The sequence below is a fragment of the Muricoccus harenae genome (assembly GCF_009848505.1).
GTDB classification, from domain to species: Bacteria; Pseudomonadota; Alphaproteobacteria; order Acetobacterales; family Acetobacteraceae; genus Roseomonas; species Roseomonas harenae.
This window is the reverse complement of sequence record NZ_WWDL01000004.1, coordinates 79733-104090: the sequence shown is the minus strand read 5'-3', so window position 1 is coordinate 104090 and position 24358 is coordinate 79733. Positions and strand designations below refer to the sequence as shown.

Below are 24358 nucleotides of genomic sequence, written 5' to 3'. Positions count from 1 at the left end.
CGCGCGCAGATGACCAGCTTCAACCACCGCTTCGACCCGACCAGCCTCCGCGAATACGACATTCGCGGCGTGGTGGGGAAAACCCTGTCGGGCGAGGACGCCTTCGCCATCGGCCGGGTCTTCGGCTCCATCGTGAAGCGCGCCGGCGGGACGAAGGTGGCGGTGGGCTATGACGGCCGCCTCTCCTCCCCAATGCTCGAGGAGCGGCTGGTCGCGGGGCTGGTCGCCTGCGGGATGGAAGTGATCCGCATCGGCTGCGGGCCCACCCCGATGCTCTATTTCGCCTCCTATCACTTCGCCGCGGATGGCGCCGTGATGGTGACGGGAAGCCACAACCCGCCGGACTACAACGGCTTCAAGTCGATGATCGGCAAGAAGCCCTTTTTCGGGGCGGATATCCAGAAGCTCGGCCAGATGGCTGCGGCCGGCGACGTGGTGGAGGAGGCGCAGGGCTCCTCGCGCTCTGTCGACATCTCGGAGGAGTATGTCGCCCGGGTGCTGAAGGATTACGACGGTGGCGACCGCAAGCTGAAGGTGGTCTGGGATCCGGGCAATGGCTCGGGCGCCGAGATCACCAAGATGCTCGCCGCCCGCCTGCCGGGAACGCATGTCGTCATCAACGGCGAGATCGACGGGAACTTCCCCGCCCATCACCCGGACCCGACGGTCGCGAAGAACCTTGAGCAGATCATCGCCGAGGTGGCCCGCCAGGGCGCCGACCTGGGCATCGCCTTCGACGGGGACGCCGACCGCATCGGCGTGGTGGACAACGAGGGCCATATCCTGTTCGGCGACCAGCTTCTGGTCGTGCTGGCGCGGGACGTACTGAAGTCCAGGCCCGGCGGGACGATCATCGCCGATGTGAAGGCCTCCCAGGTGCTGTTCGACGAGGTGGCGAAGGCCGGTGGCCAGCCGCTGATGTGGAAGACCGGCCACTCCCTCATCAAGTCGAAGATGGCCGAGACCGGCGCGCCACTGGCGGGCGAGATGTCCGGCCACATCTTCTTCGCCGACAAGTGGTACGGCTTCGACGACGCCCCCTATTCCGCCGTGCGCCTGCTCGGCATCGTGGCGCGCATGAGCGAGACGCTCTCGCAGGTGCGCGATGCCATGCCGAAGGTGATCAACACGCCAGAGCTGCGCTTCGACTGCGCCGAGGACCGCAAGTTCGTCGTCGTCCAGGAGGTGAAGGACCGTCTGGCCGCCGATGGCGCCAAGGTGCAGGACGTGGACGGCGTGCGCGTGCTGACCGATGACGGCTGGTGGCTGCTGCGTGCCTCCAACACCCAGGCAGTGCTGGTCGCCCGCGCCGAGGCGAAGAGCGCAGAGGGGCTGGAGCGGCTGAAGGCCGGCATTGCGAAGCAGCTGGAGGCCAGCGGCCTCGCGGCACCGGACTTCTCGGGGGAGAATGCGGGGCACTGAGCACGCCCCTCTTCCTATACGGAACGCTGCTGGACCCGCGCGTGCTGGCGCGCGAGTCCGGCGATTCCCGACTGCCCCGCGCAATGGTGCCGGCCGTGCTGCCTGGCTTCGCGCGGGTCCGCTTCCGCGGCACTCTCTATCCCACGCTGATCCCGCGCCGCGGCCGATGGGTGCCAGGGGCCCTGATCCGGCCAAACCCTGCTGCGATGGCAGCGCTGCGCCGCTACGAAGGCCCCTGCTACCGCCTGATGCCGCTGCGCGTTCTGTCCCCACGTGGGCCAGTTGCCGCACGGGCCTGGGTAACGCCTCGCCAGATGGCATTGGCCGAGCCGTGGAAGCCCAGCCATGCAAGCCACGCCTGAAGGGCGTGTGATCGCCTGGATCCTGCTGATCCTTATGGGGCTGGTGAATGCTGCAGGCTATGCCTTCGGCCTCTACCAGACCTATTGGTGGTTCGATCGGGCCCTGCATGGCTACACGATCCTTGCAATCACGCTTTGGCTGGCACTTTTTCTCTGCGCTCCGGTGCTGGACCGGCGAGCCGGGCGCGACGTGTTGATCGTTCTGCTTGTTGCCAGCATGGGGATTGCCATTGGCGCGCTGTGGGAAGTGGCCGAATGGGGCTTCGACCGCATCGCCTCCGGCAACGCCATCAAGGGCAAGCACGACACGATCCTGGATATCGTGATGGATACCGCCGGCGCGGTGCTGGCGGCTTTCCTGACCCTGCGACTGACCCGGGTTCCTGTGCGCGCCGGCATCGACGCGCGTTGAGGCAGCGGCGAGCGCCGGTGGCGAGCAGGCGTGTCCGCCCAAGCCTTTCGGGCGAGGACCTTCCATCCGCTGACTTGACCCGGCCTCTGCCGCAAGCGCCCCGCGCACGATAGGCTGCCGGCACAGAACGGAGCCTCGACCAGAATGCTGCAAGCCCCTCCCGCCGAACCCGGAATGCGGGAGGAGGAGGTGGATACCCCCGCCCTCCTCCTCGATCTCGACGCATTCGAGGCCAATCTGGACGCAATGGCCGCCCGGCTGGCTGGCACCGGCGCGAAGCTGCGCGCCCATGCGAAGACGCATAAGTCCGCGTCGGTGGCGCATCAGCAGATGCGGCGCGGGGCGGTCGGGCAATGCGTGCAGAAGGTCGCGGAGGCCGAGGCGCTGGCCTGGGGCGGCGTGCCGGACATCCTCGTCTCCAACCAGGTGGTGGATTCACGCAAGCTGCGGCGCCTGGCGGCCCTCTCCAACCTGGCCAAGGTGGCGGTCTGCGCCGACGACCCGACGGGAATCGACACCATCGCGGCGGTGGCCGAGGCGGCCGGGCGGCGGATGGAGGTGCTGGTCGAAATCGACGTCGGCGCCGGCCGCTGCGGCGTGGCGCCCGGGCCGGTGGCGGTGGCGCTGGCCGAGCGAATTGCCGCCTCGCCGCACCTGATCTTCGGCGGATTGCAAGCCTATCACGGCAATGCCCAGCATAGGCGGAGCATCGAGGAGCGACGCGCCGCCATCACCGGCGCGGCGGAGGGCGTGCGGCGCACGGTGGAGCAGTTGCGGCAACGCGGCCTCCCCTGCCCGATCATCGGCGGCGCCGGCACCGGCACCTTCGAACTGGAGCTGGAAACCGGGCTTTGGACCGAGATCCAGGCCGGCTCCTACGCCTTCATGGATGCGGATTACGCCGCCAATGGCAACCCGCCGGCCTTCCGCCAAAGCCTCTTCGTCCTGGCCCAGGTGATGTCGGCGCCGCGCGACGGGGTGGCGGTGCTGGATGCCGGCCACAAGGCGGTGGCGGTGGATTCCGGCCTGCCGCTGGTCTGGGAACGGCCGGGGGTCCGCTACACCGGCGCCTCGGACGAGCACGGCACGCTGGCGGTGGAGGGCGGCGCCCAGCCGAAGCTAGGGGAGCGGCTGCGGCTGGTGCCGGGCCATTGCGACCCGACAGTCGACCGCTACGACTGGTATGTCGGCGTGCGTCGTGGCCGTGTGGAGTGCCTCTGGCCCGTCTCGGCCCGCGGCGGCATGGCCTGACCCAAGAAAAAAGGGGCCGGCAAGCCGGCCCCTTTTCGACATACTTTCGGGTGGGATGCCTCAGCGGCGCGAGGCGGTCCGGACCGGCTTCGCGCGCGCCGCCGGGCGGCGGGGCGGCGTCGAGACGCGGACGAGGCGGCCGCCATCCCCCTGCTCAATCACCTGCCGCGTGCGGGCGGCGCGTGCAGAGCTGCGGGTGCCGGCGCGGATAACGGGCTTTGCGGCCTGCCGCGCAGGGCGGGCTTCGGACGCGGCAGCCGGGCGCACGGCGGCGACGGCGCGCCGACCCCGGGCCTGAGCAGTCTGGCGCGGCGCCGGGCGGACCGTGCGCAGCGTGACCTGGCGGATGTTGGACCGCGGCGTGGCGGCCTCGACCGTCGCGGCACGGGCGCGGCCCGCGAAGGACGGGACGCGAGCCATGGCCATCGCCGCCTCTGGCGCGCGGGACGGGCCGACACCGAGACGGGCGAAGCCGTCATCCAGCAGCATGGCCGCGTGCCGGTCCCGCTCCACCCAGGAGGAGCCGCCGAAGACCGAGACGAAGACGCGCTGGCCACCGCGCTGGGCGGAGACGACGTTGTTGAAGCCGGAGGCGTTGATGTAGCCGGTCTTCACCCCGTCCACGCCCTCATACTCGCCGATCATGCGGTTGTGGCTGCGGAAGGCATAGTTGCCGGTGCGGATGGTGGAATTGCCAAAGAAATGCCAGCGCTCCGGGAAATCCAGAAAGAGGCGGCGGCCGAGGATGGCCATGTCCCGCGCCGTGGTGGTCTGGTTGTAATCCGGCAGGCCGGAGGCGTTGCGGAAAGTGGTGCTCGTCATGCCCAGCTGGCGCGCCCGCTGGGTCATCATCTGGGCGAAGCGCTCCTCGGTCCCGCCGAGGGCTTCGCCGACCGCCGTCGCCACATCATTGGCCGACTTCATGGTCAGCGCGTAGATCGCGACCTCGACCGGAATGGTCATGCCCGGCGGGACGCCGAGCTTGGAGGGCATGCGGCTGTTCGCTTCCTCGCTGATGTAGATGCGGCTGTTCATCGTCAGCCGCCCTTCGCGCATCGCGTCGAACAGCATGTAGAGGGTCATCATCTTGGTCAGCGAGGCTGGGTAGCGCGGCTCATCGGCATTGGCGCCCCCCAGGGGATTGCCGGTGCGGCCATCCATGACGAAGGAGGCGTAGCGGTCGCTGCCGATCTGGGCGGCGGCGGGCTGGGCCATCAGGGCCGGGAGCAGCGCGGCGAGGCCCAATGCCGCCAGCGAACGCGCCCGCTTGGCCAACGGCCGGACCGCCCGCAAATGGAGCGAACGAGGCCGCCAACCGCGCCAGGCGGCCAGACCGTGAACCATGAAGCATCCCCCTGTTTGCTCCCGCCCCCGCGGGATCAAATGCACCTGGGCCCCGGAGGGCACAGTGGCGCAGCCCCCCAGCCGCACCGTGTTGCAGACGATACGGGCGGCCTGGGCCACCTGTCCACTGGCAGTTGCAGCTTTTCCCGCTATCGGACGGAAATCGCAGCGCTTTTGTGGGGGACCGCAAGGTTGCGCGGCGATGATTGGATTTTATTGTGCGGTGCAAAATAATCTTTGACGGCAGTTCGTTTCACTTGGTAGAGAACTCATGTTGCAGCGCAGCAAAGCCCTGACGACGATCATGGCCTGCCGCAACGGACTCCAGGAGATGTCACATGGCTGACCAGCCCCCGAAGATCGCCCGCCTTGCGTCTGACGCCGTGAACGCCACCACGAACGCCACCGCCGAGGCCGCCCAGACCACCACCGCCAAGACCGCGTCCTTCGCCGGCGCCGGCGCGAGCCAGATGCGCAGCGTGATGGAGCGCAGCATGGAACAAGCCAGCAAGGCTGCCGAGGGCAGCATGAAGGCGGCGCAGGAGTTCGCCGAGTTCTCGCGCGGCAATGCCGAGACCTTCGCCCAGGTTGCGCAGACCTGGATGGCGGGCACGCAGGACATCAGCCGCCAGGCCTTCGCCTTCGCCCAGAGCCTGACGGACCACGCGCTCGAGGGGACCCGCGCCCTGTCCGGCGTGAAGAGCCTCAAGGAGGCCGCCGAGATCCAGACGACCTACGCCCGTGGGACGCTGGAGCGCGTGATGTCCGAGACGGTGAAGCTCCAGGAGGCCTCCTTCCGCCTCGCCGAGCAGGTTACCGCCCCGGTGGCCCAGCGCGTCACCCTGGCCGTCGAGCGCGCGAGCAAGCCGCTCGCCGCCTGAGCCGATACGCTGGCGGGGGCAACCCCGCCGGCCAGTGTGGATCGCGGGGCCCCGCCCGCCTGCCCCCCGGGGCAGGTGGCGGGGCCCTTCGCGTTCCGCTTCCCAGCCCCGCCCTTCAAGCGTGGCTTTCAAGCCCTGGCGCCAGCGTGACTGCCGTCCCATATCCCTTGCAAGCCGCAGGGCAAGGCGAGCGATGCGCGGAAGGCTTCACCCCGCGCGACGTGATCCGATATCCTGATCTCCAGATAATTTCAGCGCGGCGGATACGGCTTCCCCTTGGCAAGCCGGCGATCCGTGAGACCATGGCGGGGCGATGAGCAAGCAGGACAGGCGCCCGAGAGGCAATCCGGGCAAGACCCCTGAGGATCCCGGCAAGGCTGGCCCGGGGACGGGTGGCCCGGACAAGGGCGGTCCGGACAAGGGTGGCAACGAGCCGGCGCGGCCGAACGGGCCGCCGGGAGACGGTGGCGGCGCCGGGGATGGCGGGCCCGCGACCGGCGTGGTGGTCAAGGCGCGTCCCCGGACGCGCAAGCCCACCATGTACAAGGTGCTGATGCTCAACGACGACTACACGCCGATGGAGTTCGTCGTTCATGTGCTGGAACGCTTCTTCCAGAAGAACCGGGACGAGGCGACCCGGATCATGCTGCATGTCCACCGCCGGGGGGTCGGGGTGTGCGGGGTGTTCACCTACGAGGTCGCGGAGACAAAGGTGACGCAGGTGATGGACTTGGCACGCCAGAACCAGCACCCTCTGCAATGTACGATTGAGAAAGAATGACGCGCGTACTCAAGATGGCGCCGCTTGGCACTGATACATCGCGTAACCGACCGGTCCCCTCGGCGTTCGAGGGTAGGATCACAATATTGATGACTTGCGTACGGCCGCCCCAAGCTCGACGTCCAGGTGGACGTCCTGACGGGAGATCCCGGCGGCCGATGAGACAGGGGAGCGTCGACAATGCTGTCCCGTAACTTAGAACAGACGCTCCACCGCGCCCTGGGCCTGGCCAGCGAGCGCCGGCATGAATATGCCACGCTCGAACACCTGCTGCTCAGCCTCGCGGAAGACACGGATGCGACCACCGTTCTCCGCGCCTGCGGCGTGGATGTGGACAAGTTGAAGCGCGACCTGGCCGAGTTCCTGGACAAGGACCTGGCCGGGCTGGTGACCGACCGCGGGGGAGACCCGAAGCCGACCGCCGGCTTCCAGCGTGTGGTCCAGCGCGCGGCGATCCATGTCCAGTCCTCCGGACGCGACGAGGTGACCGGCGCCAATGTGCTGGTGGCCCTCTTCAGCGAGCGCGAGAGCCATGCCGTCTACTTCCTGCAGCTGCAGGACATGACGCGGCTGGACGCGGTGAACTTCATCTCCCACGGCATCGCCAAGGCGCCCGGCCGTAGCCAGACCCGCCCCGTTCAGGGCAATGCGGGCAAGGACGGCGAGGGCCAGGACGAGGGCCGGGGCGGCGAGGAGCGCCGCGAGGGCGGCCAGAAGCGGGGCGGCGACGCGCTGTCCAACTACTGCGTCAACCTCAACAAGAAGGCTGGCCAGGGCAAGATCGACCCGCTGATCGGGCGGGCCGACGAGATCGAGCGCACGATCCAGATCCTCTGCCGCCGGACCAAGAACAACCCGCTCTATGTGGGTGACCCGGGCGTGGGCAAGACCGCCATCGCCGAGGGCCTGGCCAAGCGGATCATCGAGGAGGACGTGCCCGAGGTCCTGCTCAAGTGCACCATCTTTGCGCTGGACATGGGTAGCCTGCTGGCCGGCACCCGGTATCGCGGCGATTTCGAGGAGCGGCTGAAGGCCGTGGTGAACGAGCTGGAACAGCAGCCCGGCGCCATCCTCTTCATCGACGAGATCCACACGGTGATCGGCGCCGGCGCGACCAGCGGCGGCGCGATGGACGCCTCCAACCTGCTGAAGCCGGCCCTGGCCCAGGGAACGCTGCGCTGCATCGGCTCCACCACCTACAAGGAGTACCGGCAGCACTTTGAGAAGGACCGCGCCCTGGTCCGCCGCTTCCAGAAGATCGACGTCAATGAGCCGTCGGTCGAGGATGCTGTGAAGATCCTGACCGGTCTCAAGACGAACTACGAGAAGCACCACAAGGTCCGCTACACGCCCGAGGCGATCCGTGCCGCGGTGGAGCTCTCGGCCAAGTACATCCATGACCGCAAGCTGCCCGACAAGGCGATCGACGTGATCGACGAGGTGGGCGCGAGCCGGATGCTGCTGCCCGAGAACAAGCGCCGCAAGACGGTTACGCTGAAGGACGTGGAGGATATCGTCGCGAAGATCGCGCGCATCCCACCCAAGTCCGTCTCCACCGACGACAAGGAGACGCTGCGGAACCTGGAGCGCGACCTGAAGGCGATGGTCTTCGGCCAGGACCAGGCGATCGACGCCCTGTCGGCGGCGATCAAGCTGTCCCGCGCCGGGCTGCGCGACCCGGAGAAGCCGATCGGCAATTACCTCTTCTCGGGGCCCACGGGCGTCGGCAAGACGGAGGTGGCCAAGCAGCTCTCCAAGACGCTCGGAATCGAGCTGATCCGCTTCGACATGTCCGAGTACATGGAGCGGCACAGCATCAGCCGGCTGATCGGCGCCCCCCCGGGCTATGTGGGCTTCGACCAGGGTGGCCTGCTGACCGACAGCATCGACCAGCACCCGCATGCCGTGCTCCTGCTCGACGAGATCGAGAAGGCGCACCAGGACCTCTACAACATCCTGTTGCAGGTGATGGACCACGGGAAGCTGACGGACCACAATGGCAAGACGGTCGATTTCCGCAATGTCATCCTCATCATGACCACCAATGCCGGTGCGTCCGACATGGCGAAGCCCGCCATCGGCTTCGGCCGGCCGGCCCGGGTGGGCGAGGATGAGGAGGCGGTGAAGCGGCTGTTCACCCCGGAGTTCCGCAACCGCCTGGATGCGATCGTGCCCTTCGCCGGGCTGACGCCGGAGATCGTGGGCAACGTCGTCGAGAAGTTCGTGATGCAGCTGGAAGCCCAGCTCGCGGATCGGAACGTGACGATCGAGCTGTCCTCGGCCGCCAAGGAGTGGCTGGCGGAGAAGGGCTACGACCCGCTCTACGGCGCCCGGCCGCTGGCCCGGGTGATCCAGGAGTACATCAAGAAGCCGCTGGCCGAGGAACTGCTCTTCGGCAAGCTGGTGAAGGGTGGCGCGGTGAAGGTGGGGCTGAAGGATGCGGCCCTGGCCTTCGACATCGCCGAGGCGCCGCCGCCGGCACTGCCCAAGCCCGAGGAGGGCCAGGGCGGGCAGGATGGCGACGGCGAGGCGGAGCGCGAGCCGGAGGCGGCTGGATGAGCCACCGCCCCGGCGGGCGGCTCTCGACATACAATCAACTGAGGTGCTGAGAGACTCCGATGGGAAGAATCGAAGTCATCCTCAGTTGGTTGGGTGTCCTCATCCTGGCGATGTTCCTGATCAAGACCGTGATGGGCATCTCCGGGAAACGGCTGCAGTCGGGTGGCCTGGCGCGCGGCATGGACCCCCTCGGCTTCGACGCTGAAACGGAGGATGGTGGCGACGCGGACCTGCGGCCCGGCATACTGCCGGGCTTCAGGGCCTTCCTGGACCACGTCGCGCTGCCCCGGCAGCGCGCGCATCCGGATTGGGAACGGCTGGACGGCGCCATGGGCGTCAAGGGTAAGACCATCGCCATGTTCGACCGGAATGGCGTGGCCTATGCGGTGAACGGGGAGACGAGCTTCGCCGCACTTAATGCCCTGGATACCTGGATGCGGGCTAACCCGGGCGAGGATCCCTTCGTCACCGTCCCTGGCCGGGGCGCTGCGGGCCGGTTGGCGGCGCGCCCGGAAGTCGGCTGGACCGACCGCAAGGAACTTCGGATAGAGACAGGCTGATTCGCGCCTGCCACATGAGGCGATGACAATATCGAAGGGCGCCCCGGCTGTGGGCGCCCTTCGGCTTTCTGGAGCGTGGCTTTCGGCGCTGCCACGCGCCGATCAGGGGCGATCGCGCAGCAGGCCACGCATGCGGGCAGCATCCGCCGAGGCAACGGCCGGCGCGGCATTGCCCCAGGCGTTGCGGATATAGGTGGTGACCGCCGCGGCCTGGTCGTCGTTCAGCCGCCAGCCGAAGGCGGGCATAGCAGGGGAGGTTGGGGCGTGCGGCGTATAGGCGGCGCGCACGCCCTGCAGCACCACGCGCAACACCGTCTCGCTGCCCTCCTGCTGCACCACCTGGCTGCCGGCGAGGCGCGGGAACATGTTCGGCACCCCTTCCCCGCTCCGCGTGTGGCAGGCCATGCAGCGGTCGAGATAGATGGCCTCGCCCATCTTCATCCGCGCATCCTCGGCGGCAAGCGGCGCGCGGCCCGGCGGCGCGGCCACCTGCGAGGCCGGTTCCCCCATCTCGGTGGCAATGGCGCGCAGGTCCGGCTCCGTCATCAGCGCCGTCGAGTATTCGACGACCTCCGCCATGGGGCCGGAGGCGGCGCTGCGGGCGTTGCGGCCAGTGCGGAGGTATTCGACGATTTCGTCTTTGCTCCAGGCGCCGAGGCCGGTGCGTTCGTCACTGGTCAGGCTGGCCGCGAATCAGCCCTGCAACGGGCCGCCGGCGAGGTGCTGGCTGTCGCGGTTGCCGCCATAGATCGGGTCGCCGAAGAAGCCTTCCATCGTGTTGCTGAAGATGAGGTCGAAGATCTTGTTGCCGTTGAACGCGGGCGAATTCACCTCGCGCTTCTCGATGTAGGTCAGCAGGCCGTCCAGTTCCTCGCCCGAGAGCTACGGGATGGAGCGGCCGCCGAAGCGCTGCGCCACATGGGCGGGAGGCCCTGCAGGCCTTTCCGATAGGGCTGGGCCGGGGTGAGCGGGGATTGGAAGCCCTGGGTCTGCAGCCGGTTCTCGGGATGCGGGCCCTGCATGTAGACGCCTTCCGCGCGGCCATAAGGACCGGCAAGCTGCCGGTCGATGAAGACGGCGCAACCGGCCTCCTTGCCGCCGGGGCCCAGCTCATCGGCAGGGATGAGGCGATCGACGATCGCGGCGGCTTCCTCCGGGATGAAGAAGAGCCAGGGGCCGGGGCGGATCTCCGATGGTGGATAGACCTCGTTCCCGGTCCAGGGCAGGCCGTGGATGGTGCGGGCGGAGCCTGTGCGGGCGAAACCGATCAGAACACTCGTGGCAAGGAGAAAGCGACATCGGGAGCTGCGCGCATGGGCATCAGAAATTCCTCGGCGTGGCCGTGGGCCGCACGCCAGTTCAGAACTTCGGTCAGGGGCGAAGTTGCTGTTCCGACGCCAACGCGTGCATTGGGTTACGTTAACTCCCGCCGGCAGCGCATCGTTCCCGCCTGAAAACCCCGATTTCCGGGCCTTTCAGGCGGATCCACGAATGCATTCCGATTATGCGAGCGCGTCGCGTGCGCGAAGAAGCGATGATCTGGCCGATGGATCGAGCGAGGGGAATTGCAGGTCGAGGGACTCCATCGCGCCAGCGACCGCCTCTGCCACCAATAGCCGGGCGAGCCATTTGCGGTCGGCCGGGACGACGAACCAGGGCGCGTGCGGGGCGGCCGTGGCGCGGATGGCCTCGTCATAGGCGGCCATATAGTCGGACCAGCGATCGCGGTCCGCGAGGTCGCCGGCCTGGAACTTCCAGTTCTTCGCCGGCTCGTCGATGCGCGCCACCAGGCGCTCGCGCTGCTCCTGCTCGCCGAGATGGAGGAAGAACTTCAGGATCAGCACGCCCTGCCGCGCAAGGTAGCGCTCATGCGCGGCGATGTCCTCCAAGCGCTCCGCCCAGATCTGCGGGCCGACCAGCGCCGGGGGCAATGGCGCGGCCCGCAGGATGGAGGGCTGCACCCGCGCTACCAGCACTTCCTCGTACCAGGAGCGATTGTGCACGCCGATATGGCCGCGCCGCGGCATGGCGATGGCGTGGCGCCAGAGGAAGTCATGCGCGCGCTCCCGCGTGCTGGGAGCGGAGAAGGGTTCGACCTGCACCCCCTGCGGGTTCACACCGGAAAACACGTGCTTGATGGCACCGTCCTTCCCAGCCGCATCCATCGCCTGGAAGATGCAGAGCACGGACCAGCGCGCATCGGCGTAAAGCCGTTCCTGCTGGTCCGAGATGCGGGAAACCGCATCCTTCAGCGCCTCGCCTCCCGCCTGCTTGTCCATGCCCAGCCCGCCGTCGTCATCGGTGCGGTGACCTGCGAGGGAGAAGGCGGTGCCGTCCGTCACGCGACAGGCGGCGACGAACTGACGAAGGGGCTTCGGTTGGGTCATGGCGCATTCTCGTCCGGGGCTTCAGCTCCCGAACGCAGCAGGGACCTAAGGGATGTCCAGCATGACGCTGATGGGGCAGTGGTCGGACAGGCGGTTGCGCCATTCCGGCTGGCGCTCGGCATAGACGAGCACGCGCAGGCTGTCCGGCACCATCCAGTCGCGGGCGCGGCCGCCGAGCAGGATATGGTCGATGAAGGGCCGCCCGCCCCAGCACGGGTTGGAACGGCCGGCCGTGGCGCGGGTGAGCGGGGCGGCGCGCTCCAGGGCCGGCAGGATGGCGGGGTCGCGATCGAAGCGGCGGTTGAAGTCGCCAGCGATGGCAAAGGCCTCTCCCGCCTCGCGCCGAGCCTCGATCCATCCGGCGATGATCTCCGCCTGCCGGCCAATGCTCTCGCATTCCCGGCCGCGATCATCGGGTTCGCGGCAGCCGGCATTCAGATGAAGGGAGAGGAGGCGGAGAGCGGATGGCCCCTCCCCCACCGTCACGTCCACGCCGCGCCGAAGGGAGAATCGGGCGCCCGCTCGCAGGTCCAGCGCCGCGAGGTCCGGGTTCTGCCGCGCCGGGAGGCTACGACGCACGGCGATGCCGCTGCGCTGCACGTCCTGCTCGTCGGGGAAGAAGAAGCGCCATTGGGCGGGGTCGAGGATGAGGGCGGCGGCCTCGGGCCCGTCCACCTCCTGCAGGGCGATGACATCGGCGGCGAGGCGGGTGGCGTAGCCGCGCAGGCGATCGAGGTCGTCGCTGCTGCGGGTCCGCAGGTCGCGCGGCAGGTCCCGGTCACCGGCTGGGCGGGTGGTGAGCCAGGCCAGGTTCCAGGTAGCGAGCTTCAGCTCGGCCGCGGCCGCCGGCGTGGCGAGGAGGAGGAGGGCGAGGAGCAGGCGGGTCATGGCCCCGCTTCTACAGCAGCGCCGGCGCGGGGTCTGCCGCAGGGACCGCCGCCAGCGGGCGGGCCCCGCAGGCGAGGAGATGGGCAGCCACCGCGTCCAGCTCGGCGGCATCGCGTGTTGGGTCGTGCCAGGAACCGTCGGTGGCCGGGCTGCCGGGCGGAACCCAGATCACCGTCTCGTAGCGGGCGCGGGTCAGCAGCACGCGATAGGTGTTGAGGATGAAGGCGCGCTCGGTCTCATCGCGGATCGTGTTCCAACGGGCACCGGAGAGTGCTCGCATGCGCCAGCCCCCAGCACCGCGCAGCATGTCGCCGCCCCAGGCCAGGCCGACCTGGTCCAGCTCCAGTCCTTGGCAGTCATATTCGGTGGCATAGGTCTCGAGCGCATCCGAGGCGCGGATGTCGGGCCAGCGATCGAGGAACCAATGCGGGATGTCGGCGGCTTGCACGCCCAGCCCCTCGGCGCGCAGCCGACGGGCGCCGGAGGAGGCGACCAGCCCAGCCCGGCGCAGGCCACGTGAAAGCTGACGCAAGGCGGCGCGCATCGCTTCCAGGTCGCGGGTGACGAAATACGGGACACCGGATTCGCGGGCGATGCGGGCTGCGGCATCGGTGTCGCCGCTCAGCACGGCATCGACCCAAGGGGCGCCCTGTGGATCCCGGACGGACCGCATCGGCACGGTGAGGTCCAACTCGGGGTCCAGGGTCAGCCAGGGCTGGGGCCCGTCCGCGAGGCGCTGCGCGGCAAAGGGCGCCGAAAGGGCGCGAGGCGGCGCGAGGGCCCGCCATCCGTCGGCAGCGGCGATGACGCGGCCCCATTCGGCCAGCCCCGCCTCCCCCGTGTTGATCTCCTGGCCATTGCCGATGAGTGCAACGACGACGGACCAATCATTGTGCCGCGCCATGATTTCCAGCGCATGCGCGGGCTCGCTGTCGGTCAGCTTGCTGGCGCCGCGGCGCTGGGAGGGCTTGGTGGCCTGGGCACGGTCCCAGGCGCGCTGCGCTTCGTCGAAGACGATCACCCGCGCCTCCGGCACTTCCATGGGGCGCTCGACATAATGCTCCAGGAAGCGATGGACGTTCTGCAGCGCCGTGACGGCCTGTCCACGTGCCTGCCCGCGGCGCCGCCCGCCATCGGGCGCGGCCTGTCGGACCAGGCTTTCGCGCAGCACCTCGACCAGGGGCGAGTTGCCGGTGAGGAAGGCGGCTCCATCGTCCCGCAAGGCACCGAAGACGATGTTGAGGCCGCAAAGGGTTTTCCCCGCGCCGGGAATGCCGGTGACGAAAACCGCCAGATGCTCGCCTGCCTCGCGCGCCGCCGCGATGGCGCGCCGCACCGCCTCGGTCGTGCGCGTCAGATTGGCGGCGTCCGCGCGGGCGGAGACCATCTCGGCGCTGCGGTGCCGGTCGAAGAGCATGGTGGCCGCTTCCAGCACGTTCGGCACTGGGCGGTAGGGCGCGGTAAGCCAAGCCGCGTGGTCGAGCGGAGACGCGGGCGCGCCGATGGCGGCATGGATGGAGAGCAGGATTCCGCGCAGTGATCCCGCCGTCGCTGTGAAGGGCTGCGGCACACCGTGCCAGATCAGCGGCGGGTTGAAGGCCGACTCCGGAGCGCGGGTGGCCACCAGCACGGGCACGACCGGGATGGCGCGGCAACCCGCGTGGAAGTCGCGCAGGTCCAACGCGTAATCCTCCGCCTGGCGAAGATCGGCCAGGCTGTGCGCCGACGCCCCGTCCTTGATCTCCAGCACGAGCACGGCGCGATCGGTGAGGATCACGCAATCCGCGCGCTTCTCAAGGCGCAGGAGGTCGTATTCGAGCATCACCGACCAACCCGCGGCCTCCGAACTGGCGAGGGCGGATTGCAGCAGGCGCGCCGTGGAAACCCAGGCAGCGCGCTGGGTCAGCTCCAGCGTCGCGTGGCGCGCCGCCTGGGCATAGGCGAGGCGTGCGGCGACATCCTCGGGCTGAAGCTGCAGCAGCTCAGGGACGGTCAGCGTCAGCCAGGGTCTCAGGCGCGGTTCCTCGGCGGCCAGGTCGCCAGCATCATGCTGCCGAAGAGCAACGCAAAGCCTAACGCATGGGTCGCGGTCGGCGCCTCGCCAAGGAAGAGGATGGCCGTGACGGCCGCGGTGGCGGGCAGGAAGGCGGAGAAGATGCCGGCTACACCCGCCGGCGCGCGGCGCAGCCCACCATACCAGAGCAGCAGCGAGAGAACGCTTGCGGTCAGCGCGTGGAAGACGAGCAGGGTCAGCAGCCAGGGATCGGCAAGGCGCACCGCGGCACCAGCCTCCGGCAGCCAGGCGGGCAGCAGCAACGCGGCGGAGAAGGCTTGCATCCAGAGGCTGGCGGTCAGCAGCGGCAGCGCGCCCGAAGCCCGCTTGGCGAAAAGCACATAGGCCGCCTCCCCGCAGACGCCGAGCAGGACGAGTCCGTTGCCCAGAAGGCTGCCGCCCTCCCCCTCCCCACCACGCGCGAGCACGATTGCCGCCATGCCCACTGCCGCCAGCACAACCGCCGCCCAGCCGCGTGGCGCGATGTGTTCGCGCAGGAACCAAGCGCTTCCGAGCGCGACGACGGCCGGCATGGTAGCGAGGACCAGCCCCGCCTCGATCGCCGAGGTGAAGCGTAGCCCTCCAAGGAGTGCCACGTTGTACAGGACCGTGCCCGCCGCGGCCTGCAGAAGCAGGTTCCACAGCAACTTACGGCCTGGTCGCACTGCGCGGTCCCGCCACAGGGCCAGGGGCAGCAGCACGGCGCAGGCGATGAGGCAGCGCAGGCCGAGGATCATGGGAATGGGCAGCGCGCCCGCCAGTGTCTTCGCCACCGCGACATTCATGCCGGTGAGGATCATGGAGCCGGCGAGCTGGGCGTAGGCGCTCAGCATGGAGCGCCGCGCATCCTGGCCCGGCTCACCCCTCCTCGCCGTCGCGGCGATACGGGGACATGGCGTCCAGCTCCACCATTTCCGCCTCAATCGCCGCGCGTTCATGCACCAGTGAATCGGCGACCGCGCGGCGCAGTCCGGAATGGGCGATGAGATGCGCGGAATAGGTCGGCACCGGGCGGTAGCCGCGCTGGATCTTGTGCTCGCCCTGAGCACCCGCCTCCACGCGCTTCAGCCCATGGGCGATCGCAAAATCGAGTGCCTGGTAATAGCAGAGCTCGAAATGCAGGAAGGGCGCCTCCACTAGGCTGCCCCAGTTGCGGCCATAAAGGGCGTCATGCCCCATCAGGTTCAGCGCGCCGGCCACGGGCGTGCCGTCCCGCTCCGCCACCATGAGCACCACGCGGTCACCCATGCGCTCGCCCATCAGGGGCCAGAAGCGGGCGGAGAGATAGGCGCTGCCCCATTTCCGGTCCGTGGTGCTGCGGTAGAACTTGTGGAACAGGCGCCAGATCTCCGGCGTGATCTCGGCGCCGCGGAGAGTGCGGATGGTGAGCCCGGCGGATTGCGCGTCCCGCCTTTCACGGCGGATCGCCTTGCGCTTGCGGGAGGATAAGGCGGCGAGGAAGTCGTCGAAGCTGGAATAGCCCTCATTTGTCCAGTGGAACTGCGTCCCCAGGCGCTGCAGCCAGCCGGCCTCGCCCAGCGCATCCCATTCCTCGCGCGTGCAGAAGGTGACGTGACAGGAGGAAAGCTTCAGCGCCTCCGTCGCCTGCGCCAGCCCCTGTGCCAGCGCGCCATGGGGCACGCCGGTTCCGGGGCGGACCATCAGGCGAGGGCCGGGCACGGGGCTGAAGGGCACGGCCACCTGGAACTTGGGATAATACTCGCCGCCGGCATTCTCGAAGGCACGCGCCCATGCGTGGTCGAAAACATACTCGCCGTAGGAATGGCCCTTGGCATAGGCGGGCGCCACCGCGACCAGCGCGCCGGCCTCGTCGCGCAGCGCCAGGTGCTGTGGCAGCCAACCGGTACGTGGACCGGTGCAGCCAGATTCCTCCAGCGACAGGAGGAAGGCATGGGAGGTGAAGGGATTTCCGGTGTCATTGCAGGCATCCCATTCCTCGGCCGGGATGTCGGCGATTCGGGGATGCAGCGAGAGGGTCAGCTCAGAGGGCATGGAAGCGCATGTGCGGCGCGCGGCGCCCGGTGCAAGCGGGGATCAGCCCCGCGTGCCCGGCACAGCGTCACCGCCTTTCGTTCCCGGCGCAGCAGTGCCGGAGGCGTGCAGCGGGGCGAAGGCGGCGAAATCGGCCACCGCCTCCACGCCAACAATCGTCCCGTCGCCCAGTGTCCAGACATGCAGGAAGGGAATGCGGCCCGTGCGGCCGGCCGAGTCCCGCGCGTCATAGGCGCCGATGGCAAGCAGCCGGCCATCCGCGAGGGGCGTGAAGCTGTCCACGGCGATTCGCCATTGCGGGAAGTGGCAGCGCAGGGCGGGGAAGAAGGCGCCTTCCACCTCGGCGCGGCCGCGCCATTCCGTGCGCGGCACGGGATAACCGGGGGAAACGCGCCAGGCGATGTCCTCGGCGAGGAGAGAGTGGTCGCCGCTTTCCATCCACCGGCGAATCAGGGCCTCGCCCCGTTCCGCGGCGGTGGTCACGCGATCTCGAACACGGCCTCCACCTCCACCGCGGCGTCGCCGGGCAGGGAGGAGACGCCGATGGTGGTGCGGGCGTGGCGTCCGGCCTCGTCGAAGACGGCGACGGCCATGTCGGAGGCGCCGTTCATCACCTGGGCATGCTGGGTGAAGTCCGGCACGGCGGCGATGAACCCGCCCAGCCGCACCACCCGCACCACCCGGTCCAGGCTGCCGAGCGCCGCATGGGCCTGGGCCAGCACGTTTATGAAGCAAAGCTGCGCCGCCTGCTGGCCGCCATCGACCCCCACCCCGTCACCGAGCTTGCCGGTATAGGCAATCTTGCCGCTCCGCATCGGCACCTGGCCGGAAACGAAGAGCAGGCCGCCGGAGATGACGGCGGGGACGTAATTGGCGATGGGCAGCGCCGGCTGCGGCAGGGTCACGCCCAGTTCGGCAAGCCGGGCCTCGATACGCCCGCGATCAGCCTGCGCCATGCCTCAGCCCACCAGCCGAAGGGCTCGGCGGCGCGTGGCCGGCGCGGGGGTGGAGGGAAGGTCGGGCAGGAGCGGAAGCTGCTGCGCAGCGGTGCCGAGATGATCCGCGCCGCATTCCTCCTCGGTCGGGTCAGGCAGGAAACGGCCCTCGAGATGGTCCAGCGCCAGGCGGCGGAAGGCCCAGTCGAGCACGGAGGAGGCGCGATGGATAGCCGGATCGCCCTCCACCACGCCGGCGGGGCCGAAGCGGGTATAGGCGAAGGTCTGGACGTATTCGTCGAGTCGCACCCCGGCGTTCAGCCCGACCGTCACGGAATGGCAGAGCGCATCGACCATGGCGCGGAAGGCGGCGCCATCCTTGGCGAGGGTGAGGGAAATCTCCTCCAGCCCCTTGCTGCCTTCCATGGTGCGCAGGGTCACGCGATGGCCGCCGATCGACACCTTCCACACAGCACCGCGGCCATGGGCGGGCTGCCCATGGGCCGGCTGGGCACGGGGCTTCGGCGCCGGGCGCGGTGCCTGTGCCGACACCGGGGCGCCGGGGGCCGCGACATGCAGCCAGGGCCGCAGCGCCGCTTCCATCGCGGCACGCGCCTCGGGGCCGCGTGGGGCGAGAAGGCGCGCGGCATCCTCGCCGGCGAGCAGGGCAGCCCGGGTGGGAACTTCGGCCACGGCGCCATCGGGGGTGGAGACAAGCCGGGTGGCGGCGGCGGCGGGGGCGAGGCCGCCCGTCTCGGCGCCAAGCAGCGCCTCCACCGCATCCGGCGGCGAGAGGGCGAAGATCGCGGCGTGGCGCAGGCCGGGGGCGGCCGCGGCGGCGTCCAGCGCGGCGCGGGCAGCCTCGGCGAGGCCTGGCACAGGAAGCGACTCGGGCGGCGCCGGGCAGAGCAGGGAGACCGGTTCGCGAGCGCCGAAGGTTTCGGCCAGGTCGCCGGAAACGGCTTCGGCGGTGCCGCGGGTCAGGGCGGCGATGGCGATGGCGACCGCCCGGGCCTCGGGCGACTCGTAGTCCAGGCGCAGCGCCGCAAGCAGGCCGGCAAGATCGGCGAAGCCGAGGCGCAGGCGCGTCGCGCGGCCATTGCCCAGGATTTCCAGCACGGTCACGCCAAGGCGCGTGGCGGCGACATAACCGGCAGAGTCGAAGCCGCCCTCGGCATCAAGGAAAGCGGGCAGGTTCAGCACGAATCGGGGATCGGCCTTCACGTCATTCGCCCAGACCCCCGCGCCGGGAGCGCCCCGGCGGCCGAGGACGAGGCTCCGCAGCCCGGCCGCGAAGCCCTCGGCCGCTTCGGCGCTGCCCAGGATACCGAGCTTGCGGCCGCGCGCGGCGACGCGCCTGATCCAGCCCTCGGCGAGGCGAGGCAGGGCAACCGGCCCGTCTCCGGGAGCCAGAGCGGCCAGGGCCTCCGCCGCGCCGTCGTCCCAGGCGGCGGGCAGCGCGACAAGGCGCGGATCGGCATCAGGATCGGCGCAGGCACGGGCGCGGCGCATCGCCACCCCTTCCCAAACGGTGTCCCGGATCGTGCCGTCTCTACGCGTCATGAGGCGACCATAGGCCCGCCGCGAGCGGTGGTGAAGCCGCCATGTCGTGGCTGGGGCGCGACTCGGACACAAGATCAGGTGTGCGCCCGCCCTGCCTTTTCCCTCGGGCCTCGCCGTGCCATATGCAGCGCCGTCCTTCACCCGCCCGCATCGGCAGGAGACCTTCCATGTCCGCCATGCAGCGCTGGCTCTCTGGTCTTACCGGCCGCAGGATCGGCGCCGATTCCGTCGGCAATGTCTATTTCGAGAGCCGCCGCGACTACATGAACTACGGCCGCAAGCGCCGCTGGGTTGTCTATGCCGGCGCCCCTGAGGCGACGACCGTGCCGCCCGAGTGGCATGGCTGGCTGCACCACACCGTGAACTCGCCCATGGACACCGCCCGGCGGCTGCCCTGGATGAAGCCGCACAAGCCGAACGTGACGGGTACACCCGATGCCTACCGGCCCAGCGGGCATGACTATGCCGGCGGCAAGCGCAACCCCACGGCGGGGGATTACGAGGCCTGGACGCCCGGATCCTGATGCGCGGGATGCCGATGAGAACGCCAGGGCAGGCGGCGTGAAAGGTCGCGGAGTCGCGGAGATCGCGGCCGGCGCGGTGGTGTTGCTCGCCGCCGTGCTGTTTCTTGTATTCGCCGTGACCAATTCGGGCCGCTCCAGCGCGGGCGGGGGGCTGATCCTCACTGCACGCTTCGACCGGATCGACGGCCTCGCGCCAGGCGCCGATGTGCGGATCGCAGGGGTGAAGGTGGGCAGCGTGACGGCCCAGCGAATCGACCCGGCGACCTATCTGGCCGTGCTGACCCTGAACGTCGATTCGGCCATCAAGGTGCCGGAAGACAGCTCCGCCGAGATCACCTCGGAAGGGCTGCTGGGCGGGAAATACGTGGCGCTGGTGCCAGGGGGCAGCGAGCGGGGCCTTGCCTCAGGGGGCGAGGTGAAGATCACGCAATCCTCGGTGAGCCTCGAAAGCTTGTTGGGCCGCTTCATCTTCTCCGTGACCCAGATGAATACGAACCAGCAGGGGGAAGGCGCGCAGAACACGCCGACCCCGGCCCCTGCCGGGGGCAGTGCGCGGTGACGGCCGATCCCCTCGCCCCGCCCGAACGCTGGCCGGGTGCCGACGGACAGCCCATCTCCTGCCGGGAGAAGCTGAAGATGCTGACCGAGAACCACGCCGAGGCGGCGCAGGTGTTGCGGGACACCTTCGAGGATGCGGTGCTGATGGGGGTGGACGAGGCGGCGATGCGGCAGGTGCTGACCGATCTCGTCGCCGCGCTGCCCAGCCCAAAGCGCCAGGCATGAGGGGCGTATTCGTTCTTCTCGCCGCGCTTGCCTTCGCGGCCCCGGTGGCCGGCCAAGCTCAGCCCGCGGGCACGGTGCCGAACTCGGCCCAGAATTCCGACCAGGGTCCGCCGGCAGAGGCGGGATGGGTGCAGAGGCGCACCGCCGAACTCCAGGCGCTGGACAAGGTGACGGCGCGGATCACGGTGCTGAAGGCCTCGGTGGGCCAGCCCACGCGCTTCGGCTCGCTGACCATCACCGTGCGCGCCTGCAATGCCAGGCCGCCGGACGAGGTGCCGGACGCCGCCGCCTTCATTGAGGTGCGGGACGACCTGCTCGGCGCTAACGCGCCGCTCGCCTTCCGTGGTTGGATGCTGGCCAATGCGCCGGCGGCGCATATGCTGGAGCATCCGGTCTACGATCTCCGGATCCTCGACTGCCGGTGATGGACCGATTTCCCGCCGAGCGCGCCGCCGGCCTTGGATGAGAGGCGCGATGAACGAGTCCTCCAATCCTGGTCCCGCGCTGGCTGGGCCCGCAATGCCGGGCCCCGACACAGCCCTCTTCCTCGACATGGACGGCACGCTGCTGGAGATCGCTGCCCGGCCCGATGCCGTGGTGGTGCCGAAGGAGTTGCCTGATCTGCTCTCCCGCCTGCAGGTGGCGCTGGGCGGCGCGGTCGCGGTGGTGACCGGGCGCGGGCTGGCGGTGGCCCGCGGCTATACGGGCGTTCCCAGCCTGCCGATCGGCGCGGAGCACGGGGCGGTGCTCGACCCGGCCCTGCCCGGCGCCCCTCCCCTGCCCGTGCCGCTGCCCGAATGGCGGCGCGCGGCCGATGAATTCGCCGCCGCCCATCCCGGCACGCTGGCCGAGCACAAGACGCACGGCCTGGTCCTGCATTTCCGCCAAAGGCCCGAGGCGGAGGCGGAGGCGCTCGCCCTCCTACATGGGTTGTTGCGCGACGATTCCCGGGGCTTCCATGTGGTGCCATCCCATGCGGCGGCCGATCTGCGGCCTGTGGGAGCGGACAAGGGGGGCGCGGTACGCAGGCTGATGGCGATCGCGCCTTTCCGTGGGCGCCGCCCGATTTTCATCGGCGATGACATCACCGATGAAGATGGCATGGCCGCCTGCGCGGAATATGGTGGCTACGGGCTCCGCGTGCCCGATGACTTCGCGGGCCGGCCGGCCCTGGTGCGGGCATGGCTCTCCCGGCTCGCCGCTTCGGTGACGGCCGGCACGTCGTTGGATTGATGGAGGATTGAGGTTGGCGACCCGCCGGATGGGGAAACCCCCCCTGACCTGGGCGGTTTTTCCAAATGTGGCGGAACAGGGGAGGGTGAGGCGATGTGCGGGCGTTCCGCTCGCCGGAGTTGCACGGAGGGTTCTTCCGCCGTGTGGCATGGCGTGAGGGGTAACGTTCCGCGTCCGGGGCCCCATCTGAAATCAGAATTGCCGGTAGGGGCGCCGCTCGCGGTGTCCCAGGTCGGCAGATAGGAGGGATCGTGGGACGCCTCGTCATCGTCTCGAATCGCGTAGCCGTACCGAAGCGTGGGGACGCGCCCGCGGCCGGCGGTCTGGCCGTCGCGCTCAAGGATGCGTTCAGCAACCGCGGCGGGCTGTGGTTCGGGTGGAGCGGAACGGCATTGGCCGACCCGCCGGACGTGGTGAAGCACGCGCGGCGCGGCGGCGTGGACTACGCCGTGATCGACCTGCCCCAGGAAGCCTATGACGGCTTCTACGCCGGCTACGCGAACTCCGCGCTCTGGCCGATGTTCCATTTCCGCCTGGGGCTGCTGAGCTACGACCGCGACCAGGCGGAGTGCTACCGCCGCGTGAACCGGCGCTATGCCAAGAAGCTGCTCACCCTGCTGCGGCCCGACGACACGATCTGGGTGCATGACTATCAGCTGATTCCGCTCGGGGCGGAGCTGCGCGCCTTGGGATCGCGGCATCGCATCGGCTACTTCCATCACATCCCATTCCCGCCCTGGGCGGTCTTCTCGGCCATGCCAGGGGGCGAGGACCTGATCCGCGACCTGCTGGCCTATGACCTGGTAGGGGTACAGACGCATCGAGATCTGACGGGGCTGATGGACTGCATGTCCCAGGGCACCGGGATGAAGATGCGTGCGGGGGGCGAGGTGCGCTTCCGCGGCCGCCGCACCCGATTCCGCGCCTTCCCGATCGCCATTGCGACCGACGAGTTCGCCGAGCTTTCGGCGCATAGCATCACGCAGCCGGACGCCCGGCGATTCGAGGCGAGCCTGGTTGGCCGGTCCCTCATCATCGGAGCGGAGCGGCTGGACTACACCAAGGGCTTGCCCGAGCGGCTGCGGGCCTTCGGCGCGCTGCTCGAGCGCTTCCCAGAGCACCGGGGCCGCGTGACCTACCTCCAGGTCGCCGCGCGCTCACGCGAGGATGTGGAGACCTACAAGGATCTCAAGCGTGAGATCGAGCATCTCGCCGGCCGTATCAACGGCGACTACTCGGACGCGGACTGGACGCCGGTCCGTTATGTCGGGCGGGCCGTGCAGCGGGACACGCTGGCGGGCTACTACCGCATGGCGCAGGTCGGGCTGGTGACGCCGCTGCGGGACGGGATGAACCTCGTGGCCAAGGAATATGTGGCGGCGCAGGACCCGGAGAATCCCGGCGTCCTGGTGCTGTCGCGCTTCGCCGGCGCGGCGGAGGGGATGCCGGAGGCACTGCTGGTGAACCCGCTGGATGCTGTGGGCGTCGCCGAGGCCATGAATGCCGCACTGACCATGCCGCTGGACGAGAGGCGGGAACGTCACGCCGCCATGTTCCGCCGGCTGCAGGCGCATAGCGTGACCGGCTGGGCCAAGTCCTTCCTGGACGCGCTGGAGCGGCCGGACACGACCGAGACCACGCATTCCCGCGCGGCCGCGCTGTCGGTGTTTCAGCCGAGGGTGCTGGCGCGCAGCGCGTCCACTTCCTCGGACAGCTCTTCGGAGGACAGCTTCGTCAGCCAAGTGGCGGACCTGTCCACGGCGAGGGCCAAGCGGCTCCTGTAATCGGCCTGGGGGATTTCCATCGCCCCGAAGCGGGCGAGGTGCTCGTTCAGGAACTGGGTGTCGAGCAGGGTGAAGCCGCCGCGCCGGAGGCGGGCGACGAGATGCACCAGCGCGACCTTCGAGGCATCGCTGACACGGGAGAACATGCTCTCCCCGAAGAAGGCGGCGCCGAGCCGGATGCCATAGAGGCCGCCGACCAGTTCCCCCTCCTGCCGCACCTCGATCGAATGAGCGTTGCCCATGCGGTGCAGCGCGTTGAACAGGTCTTCGATCTCGGTATTGATCCAGCTGTCCTCCCGCCCCGGGGCGGGGGCGGCGCAGCCGGCGAGAATGGCGGGGAAGTCGGTATCCGCCGTCACCTCGAAGCGCCCGGACAGCACCGTGCGGCGCAGCCGGCGCGGCAGGTGGAAGCCGTCCAGCGGCAGGATGCCGCGCATCTTCGGGTCGAGCCAGTAGAGGCGGCCGGAGCGGCGGCTCTCGGCCATGGGAAACAGGCCGGCGCGATAGGCGCGGAGAACGAGTTCAGGCGTGATCGGAAGCGCGCGCCGGCTCATCCGGTGGTCCGGGTGGCGGACGGGCTTCGATCCTGGCGATGCCGCATGGACAGAAGATAGGCGCATCCC

Annotated in this window: 26 protein-coding genes and 1 pseudogene; 14 read left to right on the top strand and 13 right to left on the bottom strand. The window is 69.4% G+C overall.

Annotated features, from left to right (window positions below):
- Positions 1–9 precede the first annotated feature (9 nt).
- From pgmG to GSE44_RS04955, 4 genes are all read left to right on the top strand, one after another.
- Positions 10–1422, top strand: a complete 1413-nt coding sequence (gene pgmG / locus GSE44_RS04970; RefSeq protein WP_159347689.1) for a phosphoglucomutase/phosphomannomutase PgmG — start codon at positions 10–12, stop codon at positions 1420–1422.
- Positions 1419–1784 (top strand): gamma-glutamylcyclotransferase family protein, encoded by a 366-nt coding sequence (locus tag GSE44_RS04965; protein WP_268893625.1) that lies wholly within the window; start codon positions 1419–1421, stop codon positions 1782–1784. The genes pgmG and GSE44_RS04965 overlap by 4 nt, the downstream gene beginning before the upstream one ends.
- The gene (locus tag GSE44_RS04960) at positions 1768–2196 is read left to right on the top strand and encodes a hypothetical protein (RefSeq protein ID WP_159347687.1); all 429 of its coding nucleotides are present in this window, start codon (positions 1768–1770) and stop codon (positions 2194–2196) included. The genes GSE44_RS04965 and GSE44_RS04960 overlap by 17 nt, the downstream gene beginning before the upstream one ends.
- A gap of 144 nt (positions 2197–2340) precedes the next feature.
- Positions 2341–3447: a DSD1 family PLP-dependent enzyme gene (locus tag GSE44_RS04955; RefSeq protein WP_159347686.1), complete on the top strand. Its 1107-nt coding sequence runs from the start codon at positions 2341–2343 to the stop codon at positions 3445–3447.
- A 60-nt stretch (positions 3448–3507) separates the two neighbouring features.
- On the opposite strand, the gene GSE44_RS26165 is transcribed toward GSE44_RS04955, so the two are convergent.
- Positions 3508–4722, bottom strand: a complete 1215-nt coding sequence (locus tag GSE44_RS26165) for a D-alanyl-D-alanine carboxypeptidase family protein (protein WP_268893623.1) — start codon at positions 4720–4722, stop codon at positions 3508–3510.
- Positions 4723–5129: 407 nt separating this feature from the next.
- Between GSE44_RS26165 and GSE44_RS04945 the strand changes: the two genes are divergently transcribed.
- The 4 genes from GSE44_RS04945 to GSE44_RS04930 all read left to right on the top strand — a co-directional run bounded on the left by GSE44_RS04945 (position 5130) and on the right by GSE44_RS04930 (position 9572).
- Positions 5130–5672: a phasin family protein gene (locus GSE44_RS04945; RefSeq protein WP_159347684.1), complete on the top strand. Its 543-nt coding sequence runs from the start codon at positions 5130–5132 to the stop codon at positions 5670–5672.
- Between the two features lie 313 nt (positions 5673–5985).
- The gene (clpS, locus tag GSE44_RS25535; RefSeq protein WP_235924563.1) at positions 5986–6453 is read left to right on the top strand and encodes an ATP-dependent Clp protease adapter ClpS; all 468 of its coding nucleotides are present in this window, start codon (positions 5986–5988) and stop codon (positions 6451–6453) included.
- Between the two features lie 180 nt (positions 6454–6633).
- Positions 6634–9012, top strand: coding sequence for an ATP-dependent Clp protease ATP-binding subunit ClpA (gene clpA, locus GSE44_RS04935; RefSeq protein WP_159347683.1), 2379 nt, complete (start codon positions 6634–6636; stop codon positions 9010–9012).
- 59 nt (positions 9013–9071) lie between these two features.
- Complete coding sequence (locus GSE44_RS04930) at positions 9072–9572, top strand: hypothetical protein (protein WP_159347682.1); 501 nt, start codon at positions 9072–9074, stop codon at positions 9570–9572.
- 102 nt (positions 9573–9674) lie between these two features.
- On the opposite strand, the gene GSE44_RS04925 is transcribed toward GSE44_RS04930, so the two are convergent.
- The 11 genes and pseudogenes from GSE44_RS04925 to GSE44_RS04875 form a co-directional block, all read right to left on the bottom strand.
- Positions 9675–10151, bottom strand: a complete 477-nt coding sequence (locus tag GSE44_RS04925) for a c-type cytochrome (RefSeq protein ID WP_159347681.1) — start codon at positions 10149–10151, stop codon at positions 9675–9677.
- 114 nt (positions 10152–10265) lie between these two features.
- A pseudogene (locus GSE44_RS26160) lies at positions 10266–10442 on the bottom strand (hypothetical protein); the annotation flags it as partial.
- Complete coding sequence (locus tag GSE44_RS26445) at positions 10424–10681, bottom strand: hypothetical protein (protein WP_408015090.1); 258 nt, start codon at positions 10679–10681, stop codon at positions 10424–10426. The gene GSE44_RS26445 and the pseudogene GSE44_RS26160, both read right to left, overlap by 19 nt.
- A gap of 393 nt (positions 10682–11074) precedes the next feature.
- Positions 11075–11959: a PPK2 family polyphosphate kinase gene (locus GSE44_RS04910; protein WP_159347680.1), complete on the bottom strand. Its 885-nt coding sequence runs from the start codon at positions 11957–11959 to the stop codon at positions 11075–11077.
- 45 nt (positions 11960–12004) lie between these two features.
- The gene (locus tag GSE44_RS04905; protein WP_159347679.1) at positions 12005–12847 is read right to left on the bottom strand and encodes an endonuclease/exonuclease/phosphatase family protein; all 843 of its coding nucleotides are present in this window, start codon (positions 12845–12847) and stop codon (positions 12005–12007) included.
- Between the two features lie 10 nt (positions 12848–12857).
- A complete protein-coding gene (locus tag GSE44_RS04900; protein WP_235924561.1) occupies positions 12858–14669 on the bottom strand; it encodes a DNA/RNA helicase domain-containing protein in 1812 nt (603 codons plus the stop codon).
- A gap of 188 nt (positions 14670–14857) precedes the next feature.
- Positions 14858–15733, bottom strand: coding sequence for a DMT family transporter (locus tag GSE44_RS04895; protein WP_159347678.1), 876 nt, complete (start codon positions 15731–15733; stop codon positions 14858–14860).
- 25 nt (positions 15734–15758) lie between these two features.
- Positions 15759–16913 (bottom strand): GNAT family N-acetyltransferase, encoded by a 1155-nt coding sequence (locus GSE44_RS04890; RefSeq protein WP_159347677.1) that lies wholly within the window; start codon positions 16911–16913, stop codon positions 15759–15761.
- Between the two features lie 42 nt (positions 16914–16955).
- Entirely contained in the window at positions 16956–17396 is a 441-nt protein-coding gene (locus GSE44_RS04885; RefSeq protein WP_159347676.1) for a nuclear transport factor 2 family protein, read from the bottom strand.
- On the bottom strand, positions 17393–17869 hold the full coding sequence (locus GSE44_RS04880) for a RidA family protein (RefSeq protein ID WP_159347675.1): 477 nt from the start codon (positions 17867–17869) through the stop codon (positions 17393–17395). Before GSE44_RS04880 ends, GSE44_RS04885 begins: the two co-directional genes overlap by 4 nt.
- 3 nt (positions 17870–17872) lie before the next feature.
- Positions 17873–19411: a TSCPD domain-containing protein gene (locus tag GSE44_RS04875; protein ID WP_159347674.1), complete on the bottom strand. Its 1539-nt coding sequence runs from the start codon at positions 19409–19411 to the stop codon at positions 17873–17875.
- A gap of 167 nt (positions 19412–19578) precedes the next feature.
- Here GSE44_RS04875 and GSE44_RS04870 point away from each other — a divergent pair, with 167 nt between their 5' ends.
- The 6 genes from GSE44_RS04870 to GSE44_RS04845 all read left to right on the top strand — a co-directional run bounded on the left by GSE44_RS04870 (position 19579) and on the right by GSE44_RS04845 (position 23735).
- On the top strand, positions 19579–19935 hold the full coding sequence (locus GSE44_RS04870; RefSeq protein WP_159347673.1) for an NADH:ubiquinone oxidoreductase subunit NDUFA12: 357 nt from the start codon (positions 19579–19581) through the stop codon (positions 19933–19935).
- A gap of 37 nt (positions 19936–19972) precedes the next feature.
- A complete protein-coding gene (gene mlaD, locus GSE44_RS04865; RefSeq protein WP_159347672.1) occupies positions 19973–20494 on the top strand; it encodes an outer membrane lipid asymmetry maintenance protein MlaD in 522 nt (173 codons plus the stop codon).
- The gene (locus tag GSE44_RS04860) at positions 20491–20718 is read left to right on the top strand and encodes a hypothetical protein (RefSeq protein WP_159347671.1); all 228 of its coding nucleotides are present in this window, start codon (positions 20491–20493) and stop codon (positions 20716–20718) included. The genes mlaD and GSE44_RS04860 overlap by 4 nt, the downstream gene beginning before the upstream one ends.
- Entirely contained in the window at positions 20715–21143 is a 429-nt protein-coding gene (locus GSE44_RS04855) for a DUF2155 domain-containing protein (RefSeq protein ID WP_159347670.1), read from the top strand. The genes GSE44_RS04860 and GSE44_RS04855 overlap by 4 nt, the downstream gene beginning before the upstream one ends.
- 49 nt (positions 21144–21192) lie before the next feature.
- The gene (otsB, locus tag GSE44_RS04850) at positions 21193–21951 is read left to right on the top strand and encodes a trehalose-phosphatase (RefSeq protein WP_159347669.1); all 759 of its coding nucleotides are present in this window, start codon (positions 21193–21195) and stop codon (positions 21949–21951) included.
- 251 nt (positions 21952–22202) lie between these two features.
- The gene (locus tag GSE44_RS04845; RefSeq protein WP_159347668.1) at positions 22203–23735 is read left to right on the top strand and encodes an alpha,alpha-trehalose-phosphate synthase (UDP-forming); all 1533 of its coding nucleotides are present in this window, start codon (positions 22203–22205) and stop codon (positions 23733–23735) included.
- On the opposite strand, the gene aat is transcribed toward GSE44_RS04845, so the two are convergent.
- Positions 23621–24289 carry a leucyl/phenylalanyl-tRNA--protein transferase gene (gene aat / locus GSE44_RS04840; protein WP_159347667.1) on the bottom strand — a complete coding sequence of 223 codons (669 nt, stop codon included), beginning with the start codon at positions 24287–24289 and terminating at the stop codon, positions 23621–23623. The genes GSE44_RS04845 and aat overlap by 115 nt on opposite strands.
- Positions 24290–24358 lie beyond the last annotated feature (69 nt).